The organism is Rhizobium sp. 10PS4 (assembly GCF_032464805.1).
Classification (GTDB): domain Bacteria; phylum Pseudomonadota; class Alphaproteobacteria; order Rhizobiales; family Rhizobiaceae; genus Rhizobium; species Rhizobium laguerreae.
The window spans coordinates 322765-342644 of record NZ_JAWDIW010000004.1; the positions used below are offsets into that span (position 1 = coordinate 322765).

General features: G+C 58.8%; 19 protein-coding genes, 2 tRNA genes and 1 pseudogene. 13 read left to right on the forward strand and 9 right to left on the reverse strand.

Annotated features, from left to right (window positions below; all coding sequences use genetic code 11):
* Positions 1-348: 348 nt before the first annotated feature.
* The 3 genes from RWJ89_RS09685 to RWJ89_RS09695 all read right to left on the reverse strand — a co-directional run bounded on the left by RWJ89_RS09685 (position 349) and on the right by RWJ89_RS09695 (position 5177).
* Positions 349-3192, reverse strand: a complete 2844-nt coding sequence (locus RWJ89_RS09685) for a valine--tRNA ligase (RefSeq protein ID WP_316030874.1) — start codon at positions 3190-3192, stop codon at positions 349-351.
* A gap of 115 nt (positions 3193-3307) precedes the next feature.
* Positions 3308-4177 (reverse strand): PopZ family protein, encoded by an 870-nt coding sequence (locus tag RWJ89_RS09690; protein WP_168339319.1) that lies wholly within the window; start codon positions 4175-4177, stop codon positions 3308-3310.
* 334 nt (positions 4178-4511) lie between these two features.
* Positions 4512-5177, reverse strand: a complete 666-nt coding sequence (locus tag RWJ89_RS09695; RefSeq protein WP_206112567.1) for a protein-L-isoaspartate O-methyltransferase family protein — start codon at positions 5175-5177, stop codon at positions 4512-4514.
* A 484-nt stretch (positions 5178-5661) separates the two neighbouring features.
* Between RWJ89_RS09695 and RWJ89_RS09700 the strand changes: the two are divergent.
* The 4 genes and pseudogenes from RWJ89_RS09700 (at position 5662) to RWJ89_RS09715 (ending at position 7570) form a co-directional block, all read left to right on the forward strand.
* Positions 5662-5964: pseudogene (locus RWJ89_RS09700) on the forward strand (hypothetical protein).
* 376 nt (positions 5965-6340) lie between these two features.
* Positions 6341-6667, forward strand: coding sequence for a hypothetical protein (locus tag RWJ89_RS09705; RefSeq protein ID WP_131663873.1), 327 nt, complete (start codon positions 6341-6343; stop codon positions 6665-6667).
* A 293-nt stretch (positions 6668-6960) separates the two neighbouring features.
* A complete protein-coding gene (locus RWJ89_RS09710) occupies positions 6961-7125 on the forward strand; it encodes a hypothetical protein (RefSeq protein ID WP_165504411.1) in 165 nt (54 codons plus the stop codon).
* A 109-nt stretch (positions 7126-7234) separates the two neighbouring features.
* Complete coding sequence (locus RWJ89_RS09715; RefSeq protein WP_316030875.1) at positions 7235-7570, forward strand: hypothetical protein; 336 nt, start codon at positions 7235-7237, stop codon at positions 7568-7570.
* 281 nt (positions 7571-7851) lie between these two features.
* On the opposite strand, the gene RWJ89_RS09720 is transcribed toward RWJ89_RS09715, so the two are convergent.
* Positions 7852-7925 (reverse strand) — tRNA-Cys (locus tag RWJ89_RS09720).
* 262 nt (positions 7926-8187) lie between these two features.
* Here RWJ89_RS09720 and RWJ89_RS09725 point away from each other — a divergent pair.
* The gene (locus RWJ89_RS09725; protein ID WP_131663871.1) at positions 8188-8526 is read left to right on the forward strand and encodes a KTSC domain-containing protein; all 339 of its coding nucleotides are present in this window, start codon (positions 8188-8190) and stop codon (positions 8524-8526) included.
* Here RWJ89_RS09725 and RWJ89_RS09730 read toward each other — a convergent pair.
* A complete protein-coding gene (locus tag RWJ89_RS09730) occupies positions 8523-8903 on the reverse strand; it encodes a hypothetical protein (RefSeq protein WP_221998925.1) in 381 nt (126 codons plus the stop codon). The genes RWJ89_RS09725 and RWJ89_RS09730 overlap by 4 nt on opposite strands.
* Before the next feature lie 98 nt (positions 8904-9001).
* A complete protein-coding gene (locus tag RWJ89_RS09735) occupies positions 9002-9319 on the reverse strand; it encodes a hypothetical protein (RefSeq protein ID WP_131663870.1) in 318 nt (105 codons plus the stop codon).
* Positions 9320-9436: 117 nt separating this feature from the next.
* Between RWJ89_RS09735 and RWJ89_RS09740 the strand changes: the two genes are divergently transcribed.
* Positions 9437-9511, forward strand: a tRNA-Asn gene (locus RWJ89_RS09740).
* 537 nt (positions 9512-10048) lie between these two features.
* Here the strand turns inward: RWJ89_RS09740 and RWJ89_RS09745 are convergent.
* Positions 10049-10363: a hypothetical protein gene (locus RWJ89_RS09745; protein ID WP_316030876.1), complete on the reverse strand. Its 315-nt coding sequence runs from the start codon at positions 10361-10363 to the stop codon at positions 10049-10051.
* A gap of 123 nt (positions 10364-10486) precedes the next feature.
* Between RWJ89_RS09745 and RWJ89_RS09750 the strand changes: the two genes are divergently transcribed.
* Positions 10487-10741, forward strand: a complete 255-nt coding sequence (locus tag RWJ89_RS09750) for a hypothetical protein (RefSeq protein ID WP_131663869.1) — start codon at positions 10487-10489, stop codon at positions 10739-10741.
* A 185-nt stretch (positions 10742-10926) separates the two neighbouring features.
* Here RWJ89_RS09750 and RWJ89_RS09755 read toward each other — a convergent pair whose 3' ends face one another.
* A complete protein-coding gene (locus RWJ89_RS09755) occupies positions 10927-12864 on the reverse strand; it encodes a DUF4396 domain-containing protein (RefSeq protein ID WP_168339316.1) in 1938 nt (645 codons plus the stop codon).
* A gap of 248 nt (positions 12865-13112) precedes the next feature.
* Between RWJ89_RS09755 and RWJ89_RS09760 the strand changes: the two genes are divergently transcribed.
* Positions 13113-14282: an FAD-dependent monooxygenase gene (locus tag RWJ89_RS09760; protein WP_168286543.1), complete on the forward strand. Its 1170-nt coding sequence runs from the start codon at positions 13113-13115 to the stop codon at positions 14280-14282.
* A 176-nt stretch (positions 14283-14458) separates the two neighbouring features.
* Complete coding sequence (locus RWJ89_RS09765; RefSeq protein ID WP_168281720.1) at positions 14459-14662, forward strand: hypothetical protein; 204 nt, start codon at positions 14459-14461, stop codon at positions 14660-14662.
* 210 nt (positions 14663-14872) lie between these two features.
* Here RWJ89_RS09765 and RWJ89_RS09770 read toward each other — a convergent pair whose 3' ends face one another.
* Positions 14873-15052 (reverse strand): hypothetical protein, encoded by a 180-nt coding sequence (locus RWJ89_RS09770; protein WP_168339315.1) that lies wholly within the window; start codon positions 15050-15052, stop codon positions 14873-14875.
* A 307-nt stretch (positions 15053-15359) separates the two neighbouring features.
* On the opposite strand from RWJ89_RS09770, the gene RWJ89_RS09775 reads away from it, so the two are divergent.
* The 4 genes from RWJ89_RS09775 to RWJ89_RS09790 all read left to right on the forward strand — a co-directional run bounded on the left by RWJ89_RS09775 (position 15360) and on the right by RWJ89_RS09790 (position 19861).
* A complete protein-coding gene (locus RWJ89_RS09775; protein ID WP_077981189.1) occupies positions 15360-15596 on the forward strand; it encodes a hypothetical protein in 237 nt (78 codons plus the stop codon).
* Positions 15597-16131: 535 nt separating this feature from the next.
* A complete protein-coding gene (locus RWJ89_RS09780; RefSeq protein ID WP_077981192.1) occupies positions 16132-17031 on the forward strand; it encodes a hypothetical protein in 900 nt (299 codons plus the stop codon).
* Between the two features lie 205 nt (positions 17032-17236).
* Positions 17237-19354, forward strand: coding sequence for a catalase (locus tag RWJ89_RS09785; protein ID WP_168286545.1), 2118 nt, complete (start codon positions 17237-17239; stop codon positions 19352-19354).
* Positions 19355-19501: 147 nt separating this feature from the next.
* Positions 19502-19861, forward strand: coding sequence for a low affinity iron permease family protein (locus RWJ89_RS09790; protein WP_132609733.1), 360 nt, complete (start codon positions 19502-19504; stop codon positions 19859-19861).
* Positions 19862-19880: the final 19 nt, after the last annotated feature.

Genomic DNA, 19880 nt, shown 5'->3' on the forward strand with positions numbered 1-19880 from the left:
TCGCGTGACATGGCAACGCGCGCCACGGCAGCGCTCCCAGGCATTGCAGCGGCCAACTTACGTAAAGAGATTGACGGACACGTCAAAAAACCTGGTTAATAAAATTTTATTCCAGACTTATCGAATTTCAGCTGGTCTTTTGGGTTTTCATTCCAACATTGTAGAAGCTGTATCAATCCGACAACAGTGGCGGTTTTCGCCCACTGGATGCCCGTTCAACCACAATCCACAGGCTCCGCGCCTGGAACCAGCCGCTTTCAGGGCCGAATCGCATGCGCCCAGAACGACAAAAAGACGCGCCGGCAGAGGCGCGTCTTTGAAATAACTTACCAAATGGGCCGGTGAAATTTACCCGGCTTCGCTCACCCTGGAGAGAGCGATCCTCAAGCTCGCAATCTGACCTTTCAGTTCCTCGAGACGATCGCGCTCGGCATCGACGACTTCGGGATTGGCGTTGGCGACGAACTTCTCGTTGGAGAGCTTGTCGTCGATGCGGGAGATCTCGCTCTCCATCTTGGCAATCGCTTTTTCCAGACGAGCCTTTTCGGCGGAAAGGTCGATCAGATTGCCGAGCGGCAGGCAGATGGTGGCCTCGGCGATGACGATCTGAGCGGCACCCTTGGGCGCATCGTCAGCCAGCGATATCGCTTCGACGCGCGCAAGGCGCTTGATGGCGGCGTCGTGGCGGAACAGCCGTTCACGTGTCAGGTTGTTGGCCTTGACGACGACAAGCGGGGCTGTCGCCGATGGCGGCACATTCATTTCGGCCCGCACCGAGCGGATGCCGGAGACGAGGTCGATCAGCCAGTTGATTTCGTCGGCGGCCCCGTCATCGGCATAGGACGGCGCCGGCCATTCGGCGTGGCAAACCAATGTGTCGCGCACTTTGCCTTCGCCTGCGGTATGGGCCCAAAGCTCTTCGGTCATGAAGGGCATGAAGGGATGCAGCAGCTTGTAGATCTCTTCGAGAATATAGGCGCTGCAGGCCTGCGCTTCCGCCTTGGCGCCCTCGTCCTCACCATTGAAGACCGGCTTCAACAGTTCGAGATACCAGTCGCAGACCTCGTTCCAGACGAAGCGGTAGAGCGCGCCGGCGGCATCGTTGAAGCGGAAGGCTTCGAGTGCTTCCGTAACGTCACGTTCCGTGCGGGCAAGTTCCGTCAGGATCCAGCGATTGATGGTGAGCTCGGCGGCTTCGGGCACGAAATGCGGGTCGCTTTTTGCGCCGTTCATTTCGGCGAAGCGCGTGGCGTTCCAGAGCTTAGTGCCAAAATTGCGGTAGCCGGCGATGCGGGCCGGATCGAGCTTCACGTCGCGGCCCTGCGCCGCCATGATCGCCAGGGTAAACCGCAGCGCGTCGGCACCGTATTCGTCGATCAGTTCGAGGGGATCGATGACGTTGCCCTTCGATTTCGACATCTTCTGCCCATTCTTGTCGCGCACCAGCGCGTGGACATAGACGGTCTGGAAGGGCTCGACGGGTTCGCCGTCCTCATCCTTCATGAAGTGCAGGCCCATCATCATCATGCGGGCAACCCAGAAGAAGATGATATCGAAGCCGGTGACGAGAACGTTGGTCGGATAATAACGCGCCAGTTCGGGCGTCTCGTCCGGCCAGCCGAGCGTCGAGAAAGGCCAGAGTGCTGAGGAGAACCACGTGTCGAGCACGTCCTCGTCACGCGTCAGTATCTCGCCCGGCTTGAAGTTTTCAAGCAGGTCCTCGACATAGGCCTTCATCGGCCCCTCGTGCGAAAGGTAATGCTGGATCGCCGCCTGCAGCGCCTCTTCCTCGGTCTTTTCGACGAAGACCTGGCCGTCCGGGCCGTACCAGGCGGGGATCTGGTGACCCCACCAGAGCTGACGGGAGACACACCAGGGCTGGATGTTTTCCATCCATTCGTAATAGGTCTTGTCCCAGCTCTTCGGCACCATCCTGGTGCGACCTTCGCGGACCGATGCGATCGCCGGTTCGGCGAGCGTTTTTGCATCGACATACCATTGTTCGGTCAGCCGCGGTTCGATCGGCACGCCGCCGCGGTCGCCGTGCGGGACCATGTGCTTGTGCGGCTCAATCTTGTCGACGAGGCCTGCCTCTTCGAAAATCTCGACGATGACCTTGCGCGCATAGAAGCGGTCCTGCCCTTCCAGGCGGTCCCAGGCGCCGTGCAGCGCCGCCGGATTGTCGAGACCTTCAAGAAAGTCCTCATTGTCCTTGATGGTGATCGTGCCGTCGCCGTTCATGATATTGATGACGCGAAGACCTGCGCGCTTGCCGACGTCGAAGTCGTTGAAATCGTGCGCGGGCGTTATCTTCACCGCGCCGGTGCCGGCAGCCGGATCGGCATAATCGTCAGCAACGATCGGAATTCTGCGGCCAACGATCGGCAGAATGACATGCTTGCCGACAATGCCCTGATAGCGTTCGTCCTTCGGATTGACGGCAACACCGGTATCGCCCAGCATGGTCTCCGGTCGTGTCGTTGCGACGACAACATAATCGCGCGTCTCGAATTCGGCCGGCTTGCCTTCCTCATCGAATGCAATCGGGTATTGGTAGGTTACGCCCTTTTCCAGCGGATAGCGCAGGTGCCAGAGATTGCCCTTCACCTCGTGCTGCTCGACTTCGATATCGGAAATCGCCGTCAGCAGCTTCGGATCCCAATTGACCAGGCGCTTGTCCTTGTAGATCAGGCCTTCCTTGTAAAGGGTGACGAAAACCTCGAGAACCGCCTTCGACAGGCCTTCGTCCATGGTGAACCGCTCACGCGACCAGTCGCATGACGCACCCAGGCGCTTCAGCTGGTTGAAGATCAGGCCGCCCGATTCCGCCTTCCACTCCCAAATCTTGTCGATGAAGGCTTCGCGGCCCATGTCGCGGCGGCCCGGCAGCTGCTGTTCCATCAGCTTGCGCTCGACGACCATCTGCGTGGCGATGCCGGCGTGGTCCATGCCCGGCTGCCAGAGCACGTCCTTGCCGCGCATGCGCTCGAAGCGCACCAGTATGTCCTGCAGCGTGTTGTTCAGCGCGTGGCCCATGTGCAGCGAACCCGTGACATTCGGCGGCGGGATCACGATGGTGAAGGTCTCGGCTCCGGGCCTGGCGTTCGCGCCGGCGCGGAAAGCGTCCGCCTCATCCCATATCGCGGCGATTTTCGGTTCGACGGCAGCGGAATCATAGGTCTTGTCGAGCATTTTCTGACCAATTTCGAGGTTCGAGGGTGGCGTTTGTAAATAGGATGGTCACGGCCAAGTCAATAAAAAAGCCGCCCCGGAGACCGGAGCGGCTTTTCAGGAAAAAGCAATCCGATCAGCGGCGCGGGCCGCGTGCCACGCGCTCGATTTCTTCGCGCACCAATCGCTCGACCAGTGTCGGCAGATTATCATCGAGCCACTCACGCAGCATCGGGCGCAGCATGTCTTCTGCGATCTCGTCCAGTGAGCGGCGCTCGGCACCGTCGATCGCAGCGGCGAGCTCCTCGAAGGAGCGGCTGATCTGCAGGCCGGCATCCTCCGAAAGCAGCGTCGGCTGGACCTCATCTATAACACTCGGCAGGAAACGCTCGGTCGACGACTGAGCAGGATCCATGGCCGGCAGCGCTGTTTCGACGGCAGGCGCAGGCTCGGCGACGGCAACCCTTTGCGTTTCCGTAAACGCCGGCTCGGCCGGCTGCTGGATCGCAACATGCTGAATGGACGCCGCGGCATCCGGGAAAACAGGCTGTGGCGGCTGCGGCTGCGGTGCCGCGGCGCGCGGCGGTTCCGGCATCACAGCCGACTGCGGTTCGGGCTGACGGAAGCCGCTCGGAATTTCACGCAGGGCCTGACCGGCCTGCACAGCGCTGCGCTCGGAGGCGGCGCGGACGCGGGCGGCGACATCGGCAAGCGACAGAGCGCGGGCCGGCACTTCTGCTTCGGGGGCGGTGCCGGCCGAATTGGCGGCGACGAAACGCGGATCGGAGGAGCGCATGACCGGTTCGGGGAATTCCACGCCGGCATAGGCATCGTCGACCGTCAGGTGAATTTCGGAGCCGTTATCATCCTCGTCGGCACCGTAGACCGGCGGCAGGGATGCGGAAATCGCCTTGCCGGCGCCGGGCTCATTGCTTTCGATGATCTGGCGGATGGACGCCAGAATTTCTTCCATGGACGGTTCACGCGCTACACTTGGCTGAGCCATTTCTATCCCCGTTATTCCAAAACAACGACCGGATGGTGTGGAGCATTCATCCGAATCACCACGACCTTAGAATACCCCAGACGTGAAAAAAATCATCGCGAATCAAATGAATGCGGCCATGCACAGTTTTGTTACCTGATGTTTGCCACCCGCAAAGCCTGTCGCGATTTTGCGGCGGAACATCCCATAAAACCGAGGTTGAAGCGCATAACATCCGTCCGATCCGCCGTGGCGGCGTCAGGGTAGATGATGTTTGTGAAGACTTTCCAGCGGCGTTGACAAAAAAACGGGCGCCGATGACGCCCGTCGCTGAATGTCATCGACAAGAACGATGTCAGAAAACGAATTCGCGCGCCTTGGCGAAACCCGGCAGCGGCTTGACCGAGGCGTTGAAGAAGACGTTTTCCGAAATGGCGCCGCGCTCGGCGACGAAGACCTTGGCACGGGCGGCATTGCCGTAACCTTCAACGGTGATCAGACGGCCACCATCGCGCAATTGACCGAGAAGGGCAGCTGGAACCTCTTCGACTGCGCCGTTGATGAAGATCAGATCATAGGGAGCGCCGGCAGCGTAACCCTGTTCCAGCGGGCCGGTCACCACCTCGACCTTGGCGTAGCCGGCAAGCTGCGCCTTCGCTTCAATGGCCAGCGTCTCGTCGCATTCGAGCGCGATGACGGAGCCGGCAATGATCGACAAGAGCGCCGATGTATAACCCGTACCGCAGCCAACCTCGAGCACGAAGTCGTCTTTGGTGATCGCTGCCAACTGCAGCAGCTTGGCAAGCGGCGACGCTTCCATCAGGAAGCGGGCAGGCTTTCCCGGAGCGGCTGCGGAGATCTCGACGTCATTGTCGATATAAGCCAGCAGCTTCGCCTTCTCCGGCACGAAAGCCTCACGCGGCACCGTGAGAAACGCCGTCAGCACGGAATGCGAGGTAACGTCCGTCGTGCGAACCTGGGTATCGACCATCTTTGCGCGCGCTGCTTCGAAATCCATCATGTCCTCTGGCTCTTGAAAAGCGGTTCCTGTCCCCCGTCTCTTAATCCCCGCCACGGATGCTTTCAAGGCTTGCCAGGCGCCGGCGAAAAGAATCCGGCAGGCGCCTCTTCCGCGCTACAGGGGCAGGACGGACGCTGCAACTCCGGCGTGGAATCTTTTGCCCCTTCATGTTATGATTTGTGACGGAGGAAATAGGAGGAGCATGCCATGTCTGCGATTATCGAATATTTCACGCTGTTCGATTTCTTCATCGTCGCGGCGCTCATCGGGATCTTCTGTTGCGGGCTGCTGGACGGCGAAACGACCTGGAAGCGATAGGGCGCCGAAGCGCACTCGGAAATATCCACGCATCGCGTCTGCGGCAATGCATATCGGCGGACGCAGCTCTGACATGCGTTCGTTTCCTTTGAAATTCAGCCCTCGACAGCCGCACGCGCATCAACGTTACGTCAACCATTTTGTTGCGGCGCCCTCGCCGTCCGCTATGGGTGTGCACATGCAAACCTTCATGATCCAATCGCGCGGCAGGAAGCGCTTCACTACAATGCCGATGCCCGACTGCTGCTGATCAAATACAGCAGCGGCGAGATTCGCAGCTTCACCCGCATTTCGCCGCAAGGCATGCGACGGCTGCTTGGCTCCGGCCCCGAATTCGACGACGGACCCGAATTGAGCGATCTGGATTATCAGGCGGAAACCCGCAAACGCGGCCTGAGAGCGCTCTACCGCCTCACGGGAATTTAATCCGTCACAGTTCGATTTTTCGCCGAGCCAGCGGGTTTGGTAGCTTAGCAAACGGCGATGCTGCACCGCTGAGCCAGCAGCGTTTCACATAGATTCTGTCATGTGGAAGATGTTGGAGGTCTCGCCCAGAATTCGCAAGCGGGCGGCGTCAAATGGTTAGCGAGTTTTTAGCCACACCTTAGCTGAAATATTTCCCTTGAGAAATCAAAGGCGGCTGCCACACTCTGCCACACCTCAGAGGAATGCAAAGCTCGCCAAGATGCCGTCCGAAGGCAGCACCGTCCCCGCCGGTGCGCATCATCTCTCAAACCCCTGTTGAATAACCGTGCAGTTGGTAACCATGTCACAAAAGTCCAGAAATAGTGCTTGTGCAAATTACTCGCGTGAGCTGTAGCTAATTACTTGGGTGGGGAGAATCAATGAACATAATTAATCACGCAGGCATGTCCTCTGCGGCTGCCATAGCGTCACTGGACGAAGATGTTATTCAGCTTCTGTATATGACAGCGAAGGAAGTCGATCTCTGCTGTCTCATGACTGATGGGGAATGGGAAGATTACGACAAAACGGTTGTAAATCGCGCATGCGATCTTGGCCTCATCACCATTCATAGTCCTGGTGGCGGATGGAGTTACGTCACCGGCTGGCGGCTCACAAAGCTCGGCAAAGAAACAATAGGAATCCCGGTCAAGCTTGGCATCCTATCGCGGCTTCTCGCAGTCTTCACCCGCTATTCGACCTCATAAACCGCCGCATTGTCCTGCCTTCGCCGAGGCCTTTATAAGACGAATGCCGCAGCTTCGGCGTCAGTGCAAATACAGTTGAGTCATGGTCGCGAAGATCTGCCCTGTGTCGAGAAGAACAAGAGCCGTCACGTCACGGTGCGCTATTCTGCCGCCTTCCCGAGGACATCGACAGCGAAGGATTCTCCAAAGCCTCCTGGAAGGCCCGCAACGCCGCCCTGCCGGCCGTCGACATGGCGACGCAAGACGCGAGGCGATGCGGCTTGAGCCCGTGAAACCGAAAGACAACCGCCTGTTTGGCGATATGCCCCTCGCCCACGTCGACCACACTCGAGGTCCTGCGCGATAGCAAGAAGGAAACGCCCTTCGGGGCCGACGAACGCCTGAAGGCGCTGCGGCAGTCGTTCGACACCAGGAAGGACGGCAAGGCGATCGTTCCGAACGTCGCCCACCTCGTCTAGCCCTTGGCCGCCCATACAGACGGCCACGCGACGGCGACGCCCGAGGAGCTGGCCGAAGTTCATCGAACACCATGGAATGCGCTCCAAGGCCGTCCTGTGTGTCGCTATCATGATGTTCACTGGCTTCCGAGTGTCCGATGTCTCGCGGCTCGGCCCGCAGCATCGCCGCAGGGACATGTTCAAGCGTCGCCTGTTCAAGAACTGCAACCTCAATCCCTACGACATCGAGATCGCCATCCACCCCATCCTCGAGGCGGTGCTCGCCATGCACATGGTGACGGACCTCACCTACATCGCCACCGAATTCGGCAAACCGTTCTCCATCAGGGTCTCGGAAACAGGATCTCGGATTGGTTCCGTCAGGCCGGCCTCGGCCACCTCAGCGCCCATTCCGTCCGCAAGGGACTGGCGACCGACGTTGCCCACAAGGCGACCGACAGCATGATCGAGGCGATGTTCGCCTGGCGCGATGGAAAGACCTCAAAAATTTATACGTAAAATGCCGATCGCGCCCGCCTGGCTGGCAGACGGTCGCACGAATCAACTGGGATAGCTTCGGTACGAAACTGCTGGCGCTGACCGACGAAAGCGACGTGGCGAACGGATAAACCGGGAACACACTGCCACACCTGGCTTTTGGTGTGGCGGGACGGTTCAAGTTCGAACTGCTACACCTCGAAAATTACCGAGGTTTTGCAATACTTATCGATGCGGTGAAAAGATGTTTGGAGGCCTCGCCCGGAATTGAACCGGGGTACAAGGATTTGCAGTCCTCTGCGTCACCACTCCGCCACGAGGCCTCACGCGCTCGTTATCTGAGCCGTGGCGAGCGTTTAGAATGATCGTAAGGAAATCGCAAGAGGGCATTTCGGAAAAACGCTATTCTGCAGCTGCCGAAACGACCATTTTTCCATCCCATAACGGCACCCGCGCAGACAGGAATTTCCGTGGCCATGACGATGCCCCATTTCCTGCCAATGATTGCAATTGAAACAAATTCTTGACTTGACTTCGATCCTCGTCCGGGCCTCAATTATCCTCGGGAGGGTATAGGAGCTTGCGATGGATTGGGCTGCCCTCAAATCGAAGCACGTGCACGCGGCATACGATGCTGAAACCCGGGATCTTTATGTAAAATTTCCCGGTTCTGCGCCGGTGAAACATGCGGATATTCCGCCGCATGTCTACCAGAACCTGCTGGAAACGAATGATCCGCACTTCTACTACAAATATTATATAGCGCCGTGTCGCGTATCACCGGGCCATCGACAGCCGGTCTCCGCGGCGTCCTACGCAGTGAAGCTTGTGCTGCTCCTTGCCGCCTGCAGCCTGTTGATGGCGACAGGTCTCGATCAGGACCGTGGCGGAATTTACGAGGAAAGCGAGCTGAGAGCGAATTAGGTCTGAAGCGCACACTGCATTCCCGTCATGGGCGCGCTACGCGTTGACGACATTGAACGCAACGATCCTTCGACGATCGTGGCTGCGACCAGGCGGCTGGTGGTGTCATCGAGATTGTCGCTCCTGTTCTGATGACGAAAGCGGCGACCGTCTCGGCCGCGGTCGTTCCTGTCGTCGCGGTCATTCCGGCCGTTGAAATTGCGATAGTTGCGAGGCCCGTTGTAGCTGCCGCCCTGACCGTGGTCGACCACGCAGCCTTCGGGACGGCGACAGATGCCGCGAGCGTCGAAACCGCGGCTGTCGATGGCTTGGGCCTCGGCGGAAATGCCTGAGAGAAGCGCCGCTGCCGACAGGACGACAACAAAGGATACCTTCATTTCCTCACCTGGACCATTGTGACGCAATTTTTTGCGTTTTACATTCAATAAACCACGAATGCGAAAAGCGATCCACGGTTCCACGCCCTCCTTGCCGATCAGTCAGCCGGTTTCCGCCGCCTGTGCCACCAGACCGCAAGCCGCCGCCGGAGCCGGCGCGCGAACGGCAAATCGTGCGAGAGCACGAGGAAACCGAGCGGCAGCATCCAGAAACCTAGGATGGGCAGGAAACCCAACACGCCGCAGAAAATGAGGGCCATGCCGAGCGCCATCCGCGCGATGCGCGAGCGCGGCATGCCGATGCTGAAAGAGCCGAGCACAAGCCTGCCGTTTGCATGATCGATGCCGAAGCGCACTGCCCGTGGCTTGCGCTTCTCACCGCCTCTCGTCTCCTCACGATCATTCACATTTGCCATTTCCCAGAGATGGGCGCAGGCATCCCAAATACAAGTTCATTTCATTTTTTTGAAAAAACCGCTTGGCAAATCGGGAAAGCGTTTGTATTAGCCCACTCACACCGCGCCAAGCAGTGATCCCTGGTAGCTCAGCGGTAGAGCATTCGACTGTTAATCGACAGGTCGCCGGTTCGAATCCGGCCCGGGGAGCCATTTTTCAAGTTAAGCGCCTGTTTCGTTGAGAACTCCGAATGCAGGCGCTTTTTTCCCCACTTTCCCTCCCGCTTTTGAAATGCGCCCGGAGCGCAAAGCATATGCGTCAAAACTGATGGCAGCGGACGTCAGCGTTTCGTTTTTTGGGTAAGGACGGGACCGAAGCGGTCGGCGGAACATTCCCGTTGGTGCATCGAACCACATTTGAGAAAGCAGTCGATATAGGAAAATATGACACTAAGGTTTTGCGGTCGCCCCGATGATCGACTGGACGGGTCGGCCAAGCAACTATCGCCCTCAGAGCGCGTGTCGTACTTCTCGTCGCACCGTGGTTATTGCGCCTCCCTCACCTAGCCCTAAATCAGCACCCCCTAATCCTTGCGAAAATTCACGAGGCGCATAAATTCAATCTATCAGATGGCTTTTGCTGGTGACCACGGATGTACTGGCACTGTGCTGACGCAATCAAAGAAGGGTCGGCGCGAGCATTCGCCCGACCTTTCTTGCTCTCCAAGACCGTTCTGTCGCTACTACCGGCTAAAAATCGAAATACACGGTCACACCTGACCGACGACGATACGGGTAATGGTCGCGATAGCCGTAATAGTCGCGACTGCCGTAATACCGCGGACGATAGCGCGAGCCGTAATACCGGCAGTCGCGGTAAGCGTACCGGTGTTTCTTCCAGTGGCCATACGCATGTCCATTACCGTGGCGACGGTGTTTGACCTGCTCGACGTCGAGGGTGTGCATATGTACTGCATTCGGCACAACGATCGGCGTGGCGTTTAGCGGCAGGGCGAAAGATGCAGACAAGACCATGGCTGCAAGTGAGGAAAAAAGCATTTTCATCGGCGCATCCTTTCAGGCTGCGATTTGGGTTAATGAGGATTAACCTCCGATGAACGGCTGCAGCATCTACGACAGCTAGGCATTCGCTGGCCAACCAACCGCCGGAGGTGTACAGCAAAGACCATGGCTCTCGATCCCGAAAAAGCATTTTTAGATTACAGTGCGGCAGACTGCAGCGTGCAGTTCTGGACCGCCAAGGCACCGGCCGTGCAATTCACCTCTTTGGAAGCCGCGGTCAGGTTCGCAAAAGACCATGGCGGCAGGTGGGAAGAGATTGAGATCACAGTCCATCTGCCGCGCGAGGACATCGCGTTCGCCACCGGGAAAGTGCATCAACTCATCGACGCTTTGCCAGCTGACCTCCGGAAAAAACGGTAGCGGTGGATTGGCATTCAAATAACGACCGGCCGGCTCGCCGCTGGTGTTGGCCACGGGAGGACGAGCGAGATCGGTCTTCCGGCGCCCGCCGCATCGCGGCGAAAGGGGAAGGTTGACCGCAGCAGTGCGCAGAGACGTGCCTGACCGCTGCAGCACGTGGCGGGTCGGTGCTGCGGCGGTGTTTGTCAGGCCTCGACCTCGATGACCATCATCAGGCCGCCGCCCCCTTCGCTTTCGGTATTGTTGTTGGTCGTGTGGTGCCCGATGTGGCAGTGAATGAGCCATTTGCCGGGATTGAGCGCCGTCCAGATAACGTCGTAGCGCTGTCCTGGGCCGACATTGACGGTGTCCGCCTGAAAGCGCGCCATTGGCGAGAGGTTGATGCCGTCACGGGCAACGACGGTAAATGGTCCACCATGAATATGCATCGGATGGATGAAGCCATTGTTCGACCCGACAAAGCGCACCTTCAGGGTTGCGCCGACCTTTATTTTGATGATGTCGGTTTCGGGATAGGCACGGCCGTTGATGGTAAAGTAGTTGGGCTGCCCGCCATCCATCGGCATGGCTGGATAGGTGAGGCCCTCGCGCTTCAGCCATTCCTGCAAGAGAATGACATATTCGCGGTCTGCCATCGTGGTCGGATCGGCTTGCGCCGGATCGATCATCAGCGCGCCATAGAGGCCCAGAGCCTGCTGCCGGTCGACGTGGTCGTGCGAGTGATAGAAATATGAACCCGACTGCCCGGCAGTAAATTCGTAGACGTAGGTCTCGCCCGGATCGATCGGCGGTTGGGTGATTTCTGCCGGTCCGTCCATCTCATTGGGAAGGACCAAGCCGTGCCAATGCACTGACGTGCTTTCGGGCAAGCTGTTTTTCACGTTGATGCGGACGCGATCACCCTCATGGATCTGAAGCTGCGGACCGGGTAGCTGGCCATTGAAGGTGTAGGCATCGACGGTGATCCCGGGCAGAATCGTCCAGCGAACGACCTTAGTCTCCATGTCGAAGACCTTGACGCCATCCTCGATGCGCGGTTCGAGCGCACGGTCGCCGCGCGTTTCGAGGCCATAGGTGGCAGTGATATAGCGCGGATGGATCGCCGCCATATCCAGCATTGCCTCGGCCGGCGTGTCGCGATCCATGATCATGCCCGGCGGCATGATGGCGCCCCCGACATCGCGCGCACTCAAAGTCATATTGACCCAGTTGGCAGGGGCGACCATCCCGATCAGCAACAACATCAGCGAAACGCCGCCAACGGCGGCGAGTTGTGGCACAGGCGCATCCGGGACCATGTCGTGGTCGGAACCGTGGCCATTGTGATGGGGAGCGGTGCCGCGGCGCGGCGACCGCGGAGCTTCCATCGCCGCGTGTTGATGGTTTTCCTTGGGCTCATGCGCTGGTACGGCGGGCTCCGAACGGTTTTCGCGCGCATGCTCGGCATCATCCGAATCGCCGCGATCGGTCATCAGACCGTGCTTGAGACCACGGGCGACCATCCAGACATTGGATGGGTAGGCGAAGGCGAACCCGGCCATGACGCCCAACGACATGACGCCCCAGAATAGGAGTTCGGTCGGTTCCATGGCGCGCATATCGCGGCCCATCATCAGGAAGCTCATGACGGGCGCCATGCCGGCCATCATGAAATTCATGGAGATGAACTCAGGCAGGAAGGACTTTCGTACGTTTTCCCAGTAGGTGCCGCCCATCATGTTCTTCATGAAGAGGGCCTGGAAGATGAAAAGGCCGACCGCGAACCCGGCGATGTACTCGACGATCAGGTCGAGCCACATTGGCAGACCCAGTAGCGCGACGATCACCGCGGCGATGATGATACCGGTGGCATCTCCCGCCACGCAGTGGATCGTGGAGCCGATGCCCTGCTTCCACAACGGTTTGACGAACTCCTCGTGCGTGCCCGGCCGTGGCTCCTTGTCGGCGAGCACATAGATCAGCAACCCGAAAGGACCGAGGTAGAGCGTGACGAGGATGAAGCCCCACTTCATCACCACCGGTTCGGGATTGTTGGCGTACTGGTCCCAGGCAACGTACAAGGTGGACGCAAGGGCAAGTGCAAACCAAACAAGCAGAAAGTAATCAACTGGCTGAATGAGCATCGTTCCGCCTTTGATAACATTGGCACTTGATTTGGAGCGGGCGCCGCCGCCGGCAAGGGCGACGCCGTCAAGTCAAACGCTTCAACTGGAAATTCGCGCCGTGTAGCCGAGGTCGTTCACGGTATCGGCAGCCGGTTCGCTCGCCCTCCGCCGTTGAGTTACTTGATCGATTTCTCAGGTCGGTGGAACGCTCCAGGAACGTTAGGCGTTCGGTCTCAACAGCAACTCACGGCATGGGGAGCGACATCATGCGCATCGTCATCGTCGGCGCTGGCATTGCAGGTTTGGCTATGGCAAGGGGTCTTAGCCTCATCGGCCACGAGGTCGAAATCTATGAACAGGCGACGGAGTTAAAGCCGATCGGCGCGGGCCTGAGCCTCAGTGCCAATGCGTTGCGCGCCTTGCGCACGCTCGGTCTCTGTAATGCCGTGCTGGCCGAGGCGCAGCATATTGACTGCATCGCTTTGTTGGATCACAGCGGTGACGTGCTGCAGACGACGGACCTGGCGGACTTCAGCCAGCGCTATGGCCATCTCAGTATGGTGGTGCTTCATCGCGGCGGCTTGCACCACGCTCTGTTATCGGCGGTGCCTCAATCAGCCATTCGCCTCGGCATGGAATGCGTGGGCGCACGAACGCATGAGGCCGGTGCCGTACTGAGGTTTGCAAATGGCCATACCGTCGAAGCCGACCTCGTGCTTGCCTGCGATGGCGTCCATTCCGTCATACGCAAGGCGGTATTCCGCGAAGCGCGTGAGCGTTTCGCGCGCTATACGTGCTGGCGCGCAATCTCGCCTGGAATACCGGCGGGATTTGATCCGACCCGCCTCTCGGAGAGTTGGGGTGCTGCCGGCAAACGTATCGGCCTAGCCGCCATTCCGGGCGAACGGATCTACTGGTTCGCGTGCTGCGGCGCCCGCAGAATCAAGGATCCTGACTTGGCCAAGATTGGGCTCACCGAACTCCAGGCCATGTTTGCCGAATTCCACGATCCTGTTCCGGAGGTGCTCGCCAGCACCTCTTCAGACGCCGTGATCTGGACTGACATCGAGGATCTCGACCCCATGCCGTCCTTCACGCATGGCAGAATTGTCCTGCTTGGCGATGCTGCTCATGCCGTGACGCCCGATCTCGGACAGGGCGCGGGCTTGTCGATAGAGGATGCAGCGGTACTCGCATCGCTTCTCGGCCGCCTTCCGATCGATGAGACCCTGCACGAATACGATGCCCGGCGCGTCGGTCGCGCGCATCGCCTCGCCTCCGGGTCCCGCCTCTACGCAAAGGTGGCCCAGTGGCAAAATCCACTCGTTGTTCCACTTCGCAATCGCGTGGTGAAGAGTATCCCGGAGCGCTTCATGGATCGCCAACTCGACGCGGTCCTCGACATCGATTTCGAGCCGGTGCAGGCTGCGGCCTAAACAGATCGTACAACGGTGCGCAAGGTATTGCGACAACGACAGGCTGGTCTGGAGGCGATCAACCGCCCCTGGGTGTTCTGATTAAGACACGCAATATACCCGCTTAATTCCGTTTTCACCGGAACTCTCGCAGCCGGCAGCTGTTTTGCATCCAGGCAACGAAACGGAGGAAAATCATGACTTCCAAACATCCCAAGTCAACTCGCCCTACCGATGCAGATCTCGAGCGAGATCCGGGTATCGGACAATCGAAGGGGCTGCATCGTGACACGGGCGCGGACGATATTGCCGGGCAGAACACTGAAGAAGGCGATGTGGCCAACGACACCAACCGATTTGGCGGCATAAACCCCAAACAGCGCGGTCGCGCAAACAAGTAGAAAAGATCCATGACGGACGATTCCGCCATCGCGCACTGAACAACCACGAGAGCAGGCATGCTCGATAAAATCACCGGCTGGCGCGCTTATGTTGCGGGTCGCCAACCGGCGAAATAGCCCGCCGGTGCCACGCCGATTTCACGCTTCAGGAACCTGAGCGCTGAAGCGTCCGGACAGCGCATGCTTGTACCGACAAACAGACGCCGGCCTCTAGTAGCTGCATGAACGGCCGTCGCCGGGTCGGAATCCATCCGCACAGGCTGGGTTCATTGAATCGCCCGGATGATATCCTGATGCTGAGCCATATGAATTTGGTGGTGTCGAGCAGGCCGAGGTCATGGCGGCAAGGCTGATTGCCGCGGCTGCTACAAATGCCTGAAATCTGTTCATCTATGCTTCTCCAGTTTTCGACGCGATGAGAGCCTCTCCCCTTCGGAATGCCGGGAGAAATTTTCCCAGAACTCATCTGCTCCCAGATATCTTGAGCCTCAACATATAGGCGCGCTCCTCGGTTGGCGTTAGCTCCGAACGTGCAAGATTCTCTTCGACCTTCATAGGCTCTGCAACGGCAACCGGGGCTCTCGAACTGTTTCCATTTAAAAGCGACGGAAACTCCGCTTCGGCCACTCTTGACTCGCGAGCCGAGCGGAACATAATAGGAACATCGGCTTAGTGGCCGCCAATCTGAAAACTTGCGGTGGAAACTCTGAAGGAGAGCGAGGTCGTGCGTCCGCAGATAGCTGAAAAACTGGCAGAAGAAGCGCTAAGAGGAGAAGTCGACGCAGTTGTCGCCTTTCACGATGGGGACATCCGCGCCGCCATTACGACATTGCTGCTGGATTGCCGTCACCTGCGGCTTCAGCTTGCTCTTGCGGAAAGAGGGATGAACTGCGGCATGACACGTAGGTGGACACCGACTGTCGAACGGGCATGAAACATCGCCGCAGTATTGAGCTCGCACCCCCTGATAGCCATGCAGTCGAAATCGAAAAGGAAACGCTGTCGACCCTGCCGCGGTGGTATATCATCCATGCTCGTTGCCGCAGATGCCTTCACGAAACATCTATCGACCGGCAGGAAATTGCCCGGCGCTGCGGCGATGACCTGTCTCTCGCCAAGCTCGCCAGGTGCCTCAAATGTCAAGGATGCGGCAACCGGTCCGACAATGTGCTGTTACTTCAGAAGCTGCCGCGCGATTGAAGGAGATTGCGCACCAGATCGTGTTGGCTTTCGGCTGAACCGCGCGAGCGGCTCGGTCCCGCTGATGAAACGGCCCGTCTTAGGCGCATCATCCCAGATAGAACCCGTTCGGGAACAAACGCCGTGGATAAAAGTTGAGTGGCATCAACCACGTAACGTCAGTTTCTGACAGGAGGTCTCTCATGGGTCGCGGTATTCTGCTTTGGCTGCTTGGTGTTCCACTGCCGATCATCATCCTTCTTGCTCTGTTTATGCGATAGGAAGAGATCATGTCGGTTTCAATGACAGGTTCCGGGGAGATTGCTACCCCAGTCGAATCCTCCAATTCCGCCATGACATGGGGGCCAATCTTCGGGGGCGCCGCTGCGGCCATCGGCGTGACCCTCATTCTTTTGCTGCTTGGATCCGGGGTCGGGTTGACGATGGTGTCGCCCTGGTCGGGGCAAAGTAGTTCGCTCGGCACGGTCGGGGTGACGGCGGCGATCTGGCTCGTTGTCGTGCAATGGCTGTCCTCCGGGCTCGGAGGCTATATCACCGGCCGGCTGCGCACGAAGTGGGCAGCCGTGCACACCGACGAGGTGTTCTTCCGCGATACCGCGCATGGCTTCATCAGCTGGGCGCTGGCGACGATCTTCGTTGCCGGATTTCTAGCCTCGTCGCTGACTTCGCTTGCCGGTGCGGGCGCACAAGCCGTGGGTTCAGCGGCCAGCGCCGCAGGTACGGCAGCAGCGTCGTCGACGGCATCGGCCGCGGATCTGCCTACCGCCTATTTTACTGACGCTTTGCTGCGTCCGGAACAGGCCCGTGCAGGAGCAACATCCGATGATACTGCTGCAACGGCTGAGGTTTCTCGCATCCTCCTCAACGGTGCTGCCGCCGGCCAGATCCCGGATGACGACAAGGCCTATCTGGCCACCATCGTCTCTGCTCGCACCGGTCTTTCCGAAGCCGATGCACGCACCCGCGTCGACACCGTGCTGAAGCGCATCGACGACGCCAAGGTCGCCGCCCAGAAAGCCGCCGACGAGGCACGCAAGGCTGCCTCCACCACGGCATTGCTCGGCGCGTTGTCACTTCTGATCGGGGCTTTCATCGCTGCTGCCGCCGCAGCCTTTGGCGGGTCGCAACGCGACGAAGAGGAAGACCTCCTCGTCACGCCCCGGATCTAAGGCCCGGGGCTCAGGATCAACGGAAATCGGGGCGCGGGTCGAAAGGCCCCGCGCACCATTTATGCGGGGGCCATGCCAGGCTCTGCTGCGGTTGGATGATCGTCCGCTGCAAGCGTTTTTCTCCATGGCGGTTTATTTCGCGTCGGGCGGAACATGTCGCCGTTGGGGAGCTTCGGTTAGGTCAAACCTTTTCCGGAGAATGTAGATGGCCAAGAAGACCTCCCAAACCTCGCCCTCGGACGACGCAACGATCCACGATCAGAAACTGCACCGAGGTGTAGGCGGTGAGCTTCATCAGTTTGCCGAAGACGGCAAACTGATGCTGACTACAGCGCAGGGCGGACCCGTCTCAGATGATCAGAATACGCTTCGTCTCGGTGCCCGCGGCCCTGCCCTCATCGATGATTTCCATTTTCGCGAGAAGATCTTTCATTTCGATCACGAGCGCATCCCCGAGCGGGTCGTCCATGCACGCGGTTACGGCGCGCATGGCTATTTCGAAACATATGAATCGCTGGCCGCCTATACCCGGGCCGATCTTTTCCAGCGGCCAGGCGAAAAGACGCCGGCCTTCGTCCGATTTTCGACCGTCGCAGGTAGCAAGGGTTCCTTCGATCTGGCGCGCGACGTGCGTGGTTTCGCGGTCAAGATCTATACGCAGCAGGGGAATTGGGACCTCGTCGGCAATAATATTCCGGTCTTCTTCATTCAGGACGCGATCAAGTTTCCCGACGTCATCCATTCCGTAAAGCCGGAGCCCGACAAGGAATTTCCGCAGGCGCAGTCGGCGCATGACAATTTCTGGGACTTCATCAGCCTCACGCCCGAAAGCATGCACATGATCATGTGGGTGATGTCGGACCGCGCTATCCCGCGATCGTTCCGTTTCATGGAGGGTTTCGGCGTTCACACCTTCCGCTTTGTCAACGCAGCGGATGAATCGACCTTCGTCAAATTCCATTGGAAGCCGAAACTCGGCCTGCAATCCGTCGCCTGGAACGAGGCGGTCAAGATCAATGGTGCGGATCCGGATTTCCATCGCCGCGACCTCTGGCAGGCGATACAGTCGGGAAACTTTCCGGAATGGGAACTCTGCGTGCAGCTTTTCGATCAGGACTTCGCCGACACGTTCGACTTCGACATCCTCGATCCGACGAAGATCATTCCCGAGGAGATCCTTCCGGTCAAACCGATCGGCCGTCTTGTGCTCGACCGAATGCCCGACAACTTTTTTGCAGAGACCGAGCAGGTCGCGTTCATGACGCAAAACGTGCCCCCCGGCATCGATTTCAGCAACGATCCCCTTCTGCAGGGACGAAACTTCTCCTATCTCGACACACAGCTGAAACGTCTGGGCGGTCCGAATTTCACGCATCTGCCGATCAACGCGCCGAAGTGTCCCTTCCACAATTTTCAGCAGGATGGTCATATGGCGATGCGCAATCCTGTCGGCCGCGTCAATTATCAACCGAACTCGTGGAATCAGGGGCCGCGGGAATCGCCGGTTCAAGGCTACCGCCACTTCCCTGCCGAAGAACAGGGTGCCAAGGTTCGGCTGCGGCCGGAAAGCTTTGCCGATCATTACAGCCAGGCCCGGCAATTCTACATCAGCCAGACTCCACCGGAACAACGCCATATCGCTGCTGCGCTCATCTTCGAACTGAGCAAGGTCGAAACGCCGGTCATTCGTGAGCGTATGGTCTCGCATCTGATGAATATCGATGAGACCCTTGCCAGCAAGGTCGGCCACGCACTCGGCTTCAAATCGATGCCGAAGCCTGCCGATGCCGCCATGCCGACGCGGCAGGATCTCGAGCCGTCGCCGGCGCTCAGCATTGTCGAGCGCGGTCCGAAGCGGTTCGAAGGACGCAAGCTCGGCATTCTTGTCAGCGATGGCACCGATGCCGCTATCTTCAAGGCGCTGCTTGCCGAGATCACCGAGCAGAAGGCGGCCTTCGAAGTGATCGCACCGAAGATCGGCGGCGTGACGCTCTCGGACGGCAATTGGATCGAGGCGCATCAGATGATCGACGGCGGACCTTCGGTACTTTACGACGCCGTCGCCCTCCTCCCCTCAGCCGAGGGAACCGGCGATCTGCTGAAGGAGGCAACGGCCCGCGATTTCGTGGCGGACGCCTTCGTACACTGCAAGTACATCGGTTACGTGGAAACAGCGCTGCCACTGATGCAGAAGGCCGGAATTGCCGATTCACTGGATGAGGGCGTGATGGCGCTCGCAGCGGCGAAAGACGTTCCGGCTTTTATCAAGGCGCTTGGCAAACTGCGTGTCTGGGGCCGGGAGCCATCGGTCAAATTGAATTGACGTCTCGTCGCCATGACGACACGAGGGGCCAGTCGTCGAATAAAACCCGCGGAAACGCGGGTTTTATGTCGTTTGCGGTGCCCTATTTATTGAGCTGAGGTGATGGAAGCTGCTCCATCTCCAGTTTTCCGCGCTGTGGAGAGCCGTATGCGCTCGCACTTTCGACAGATCTCTGATTTGGCCGTCTTGTGGGCAGGCCATCGTGTGGTTCCTGTCACGCTGATCGCGTTCGCAGCCATTTGGGCGGCAGTGGGTCTCAGCTTTTCCTTCCCAAGGCAGTGGTTTTTGCTGACCAATATGGTGGGTACCCTCATCATATTTTTTATCTTGCTGCTGGTGCAGCACTCCCAAAACCGGGACATGACGGCGCTCCATGCCAAACTCGACGAACTGATCCGATCGAGCGAAGCAGGAAACCACTGGATTGCGGCTGAGAAGAAAGATGCCGACGCGATAGAGGGAATGCGCCAGCTACACCACGGCCAAACCTCAGAGACCTCGACCTAAAGCGCGTCGCAATCTTTCA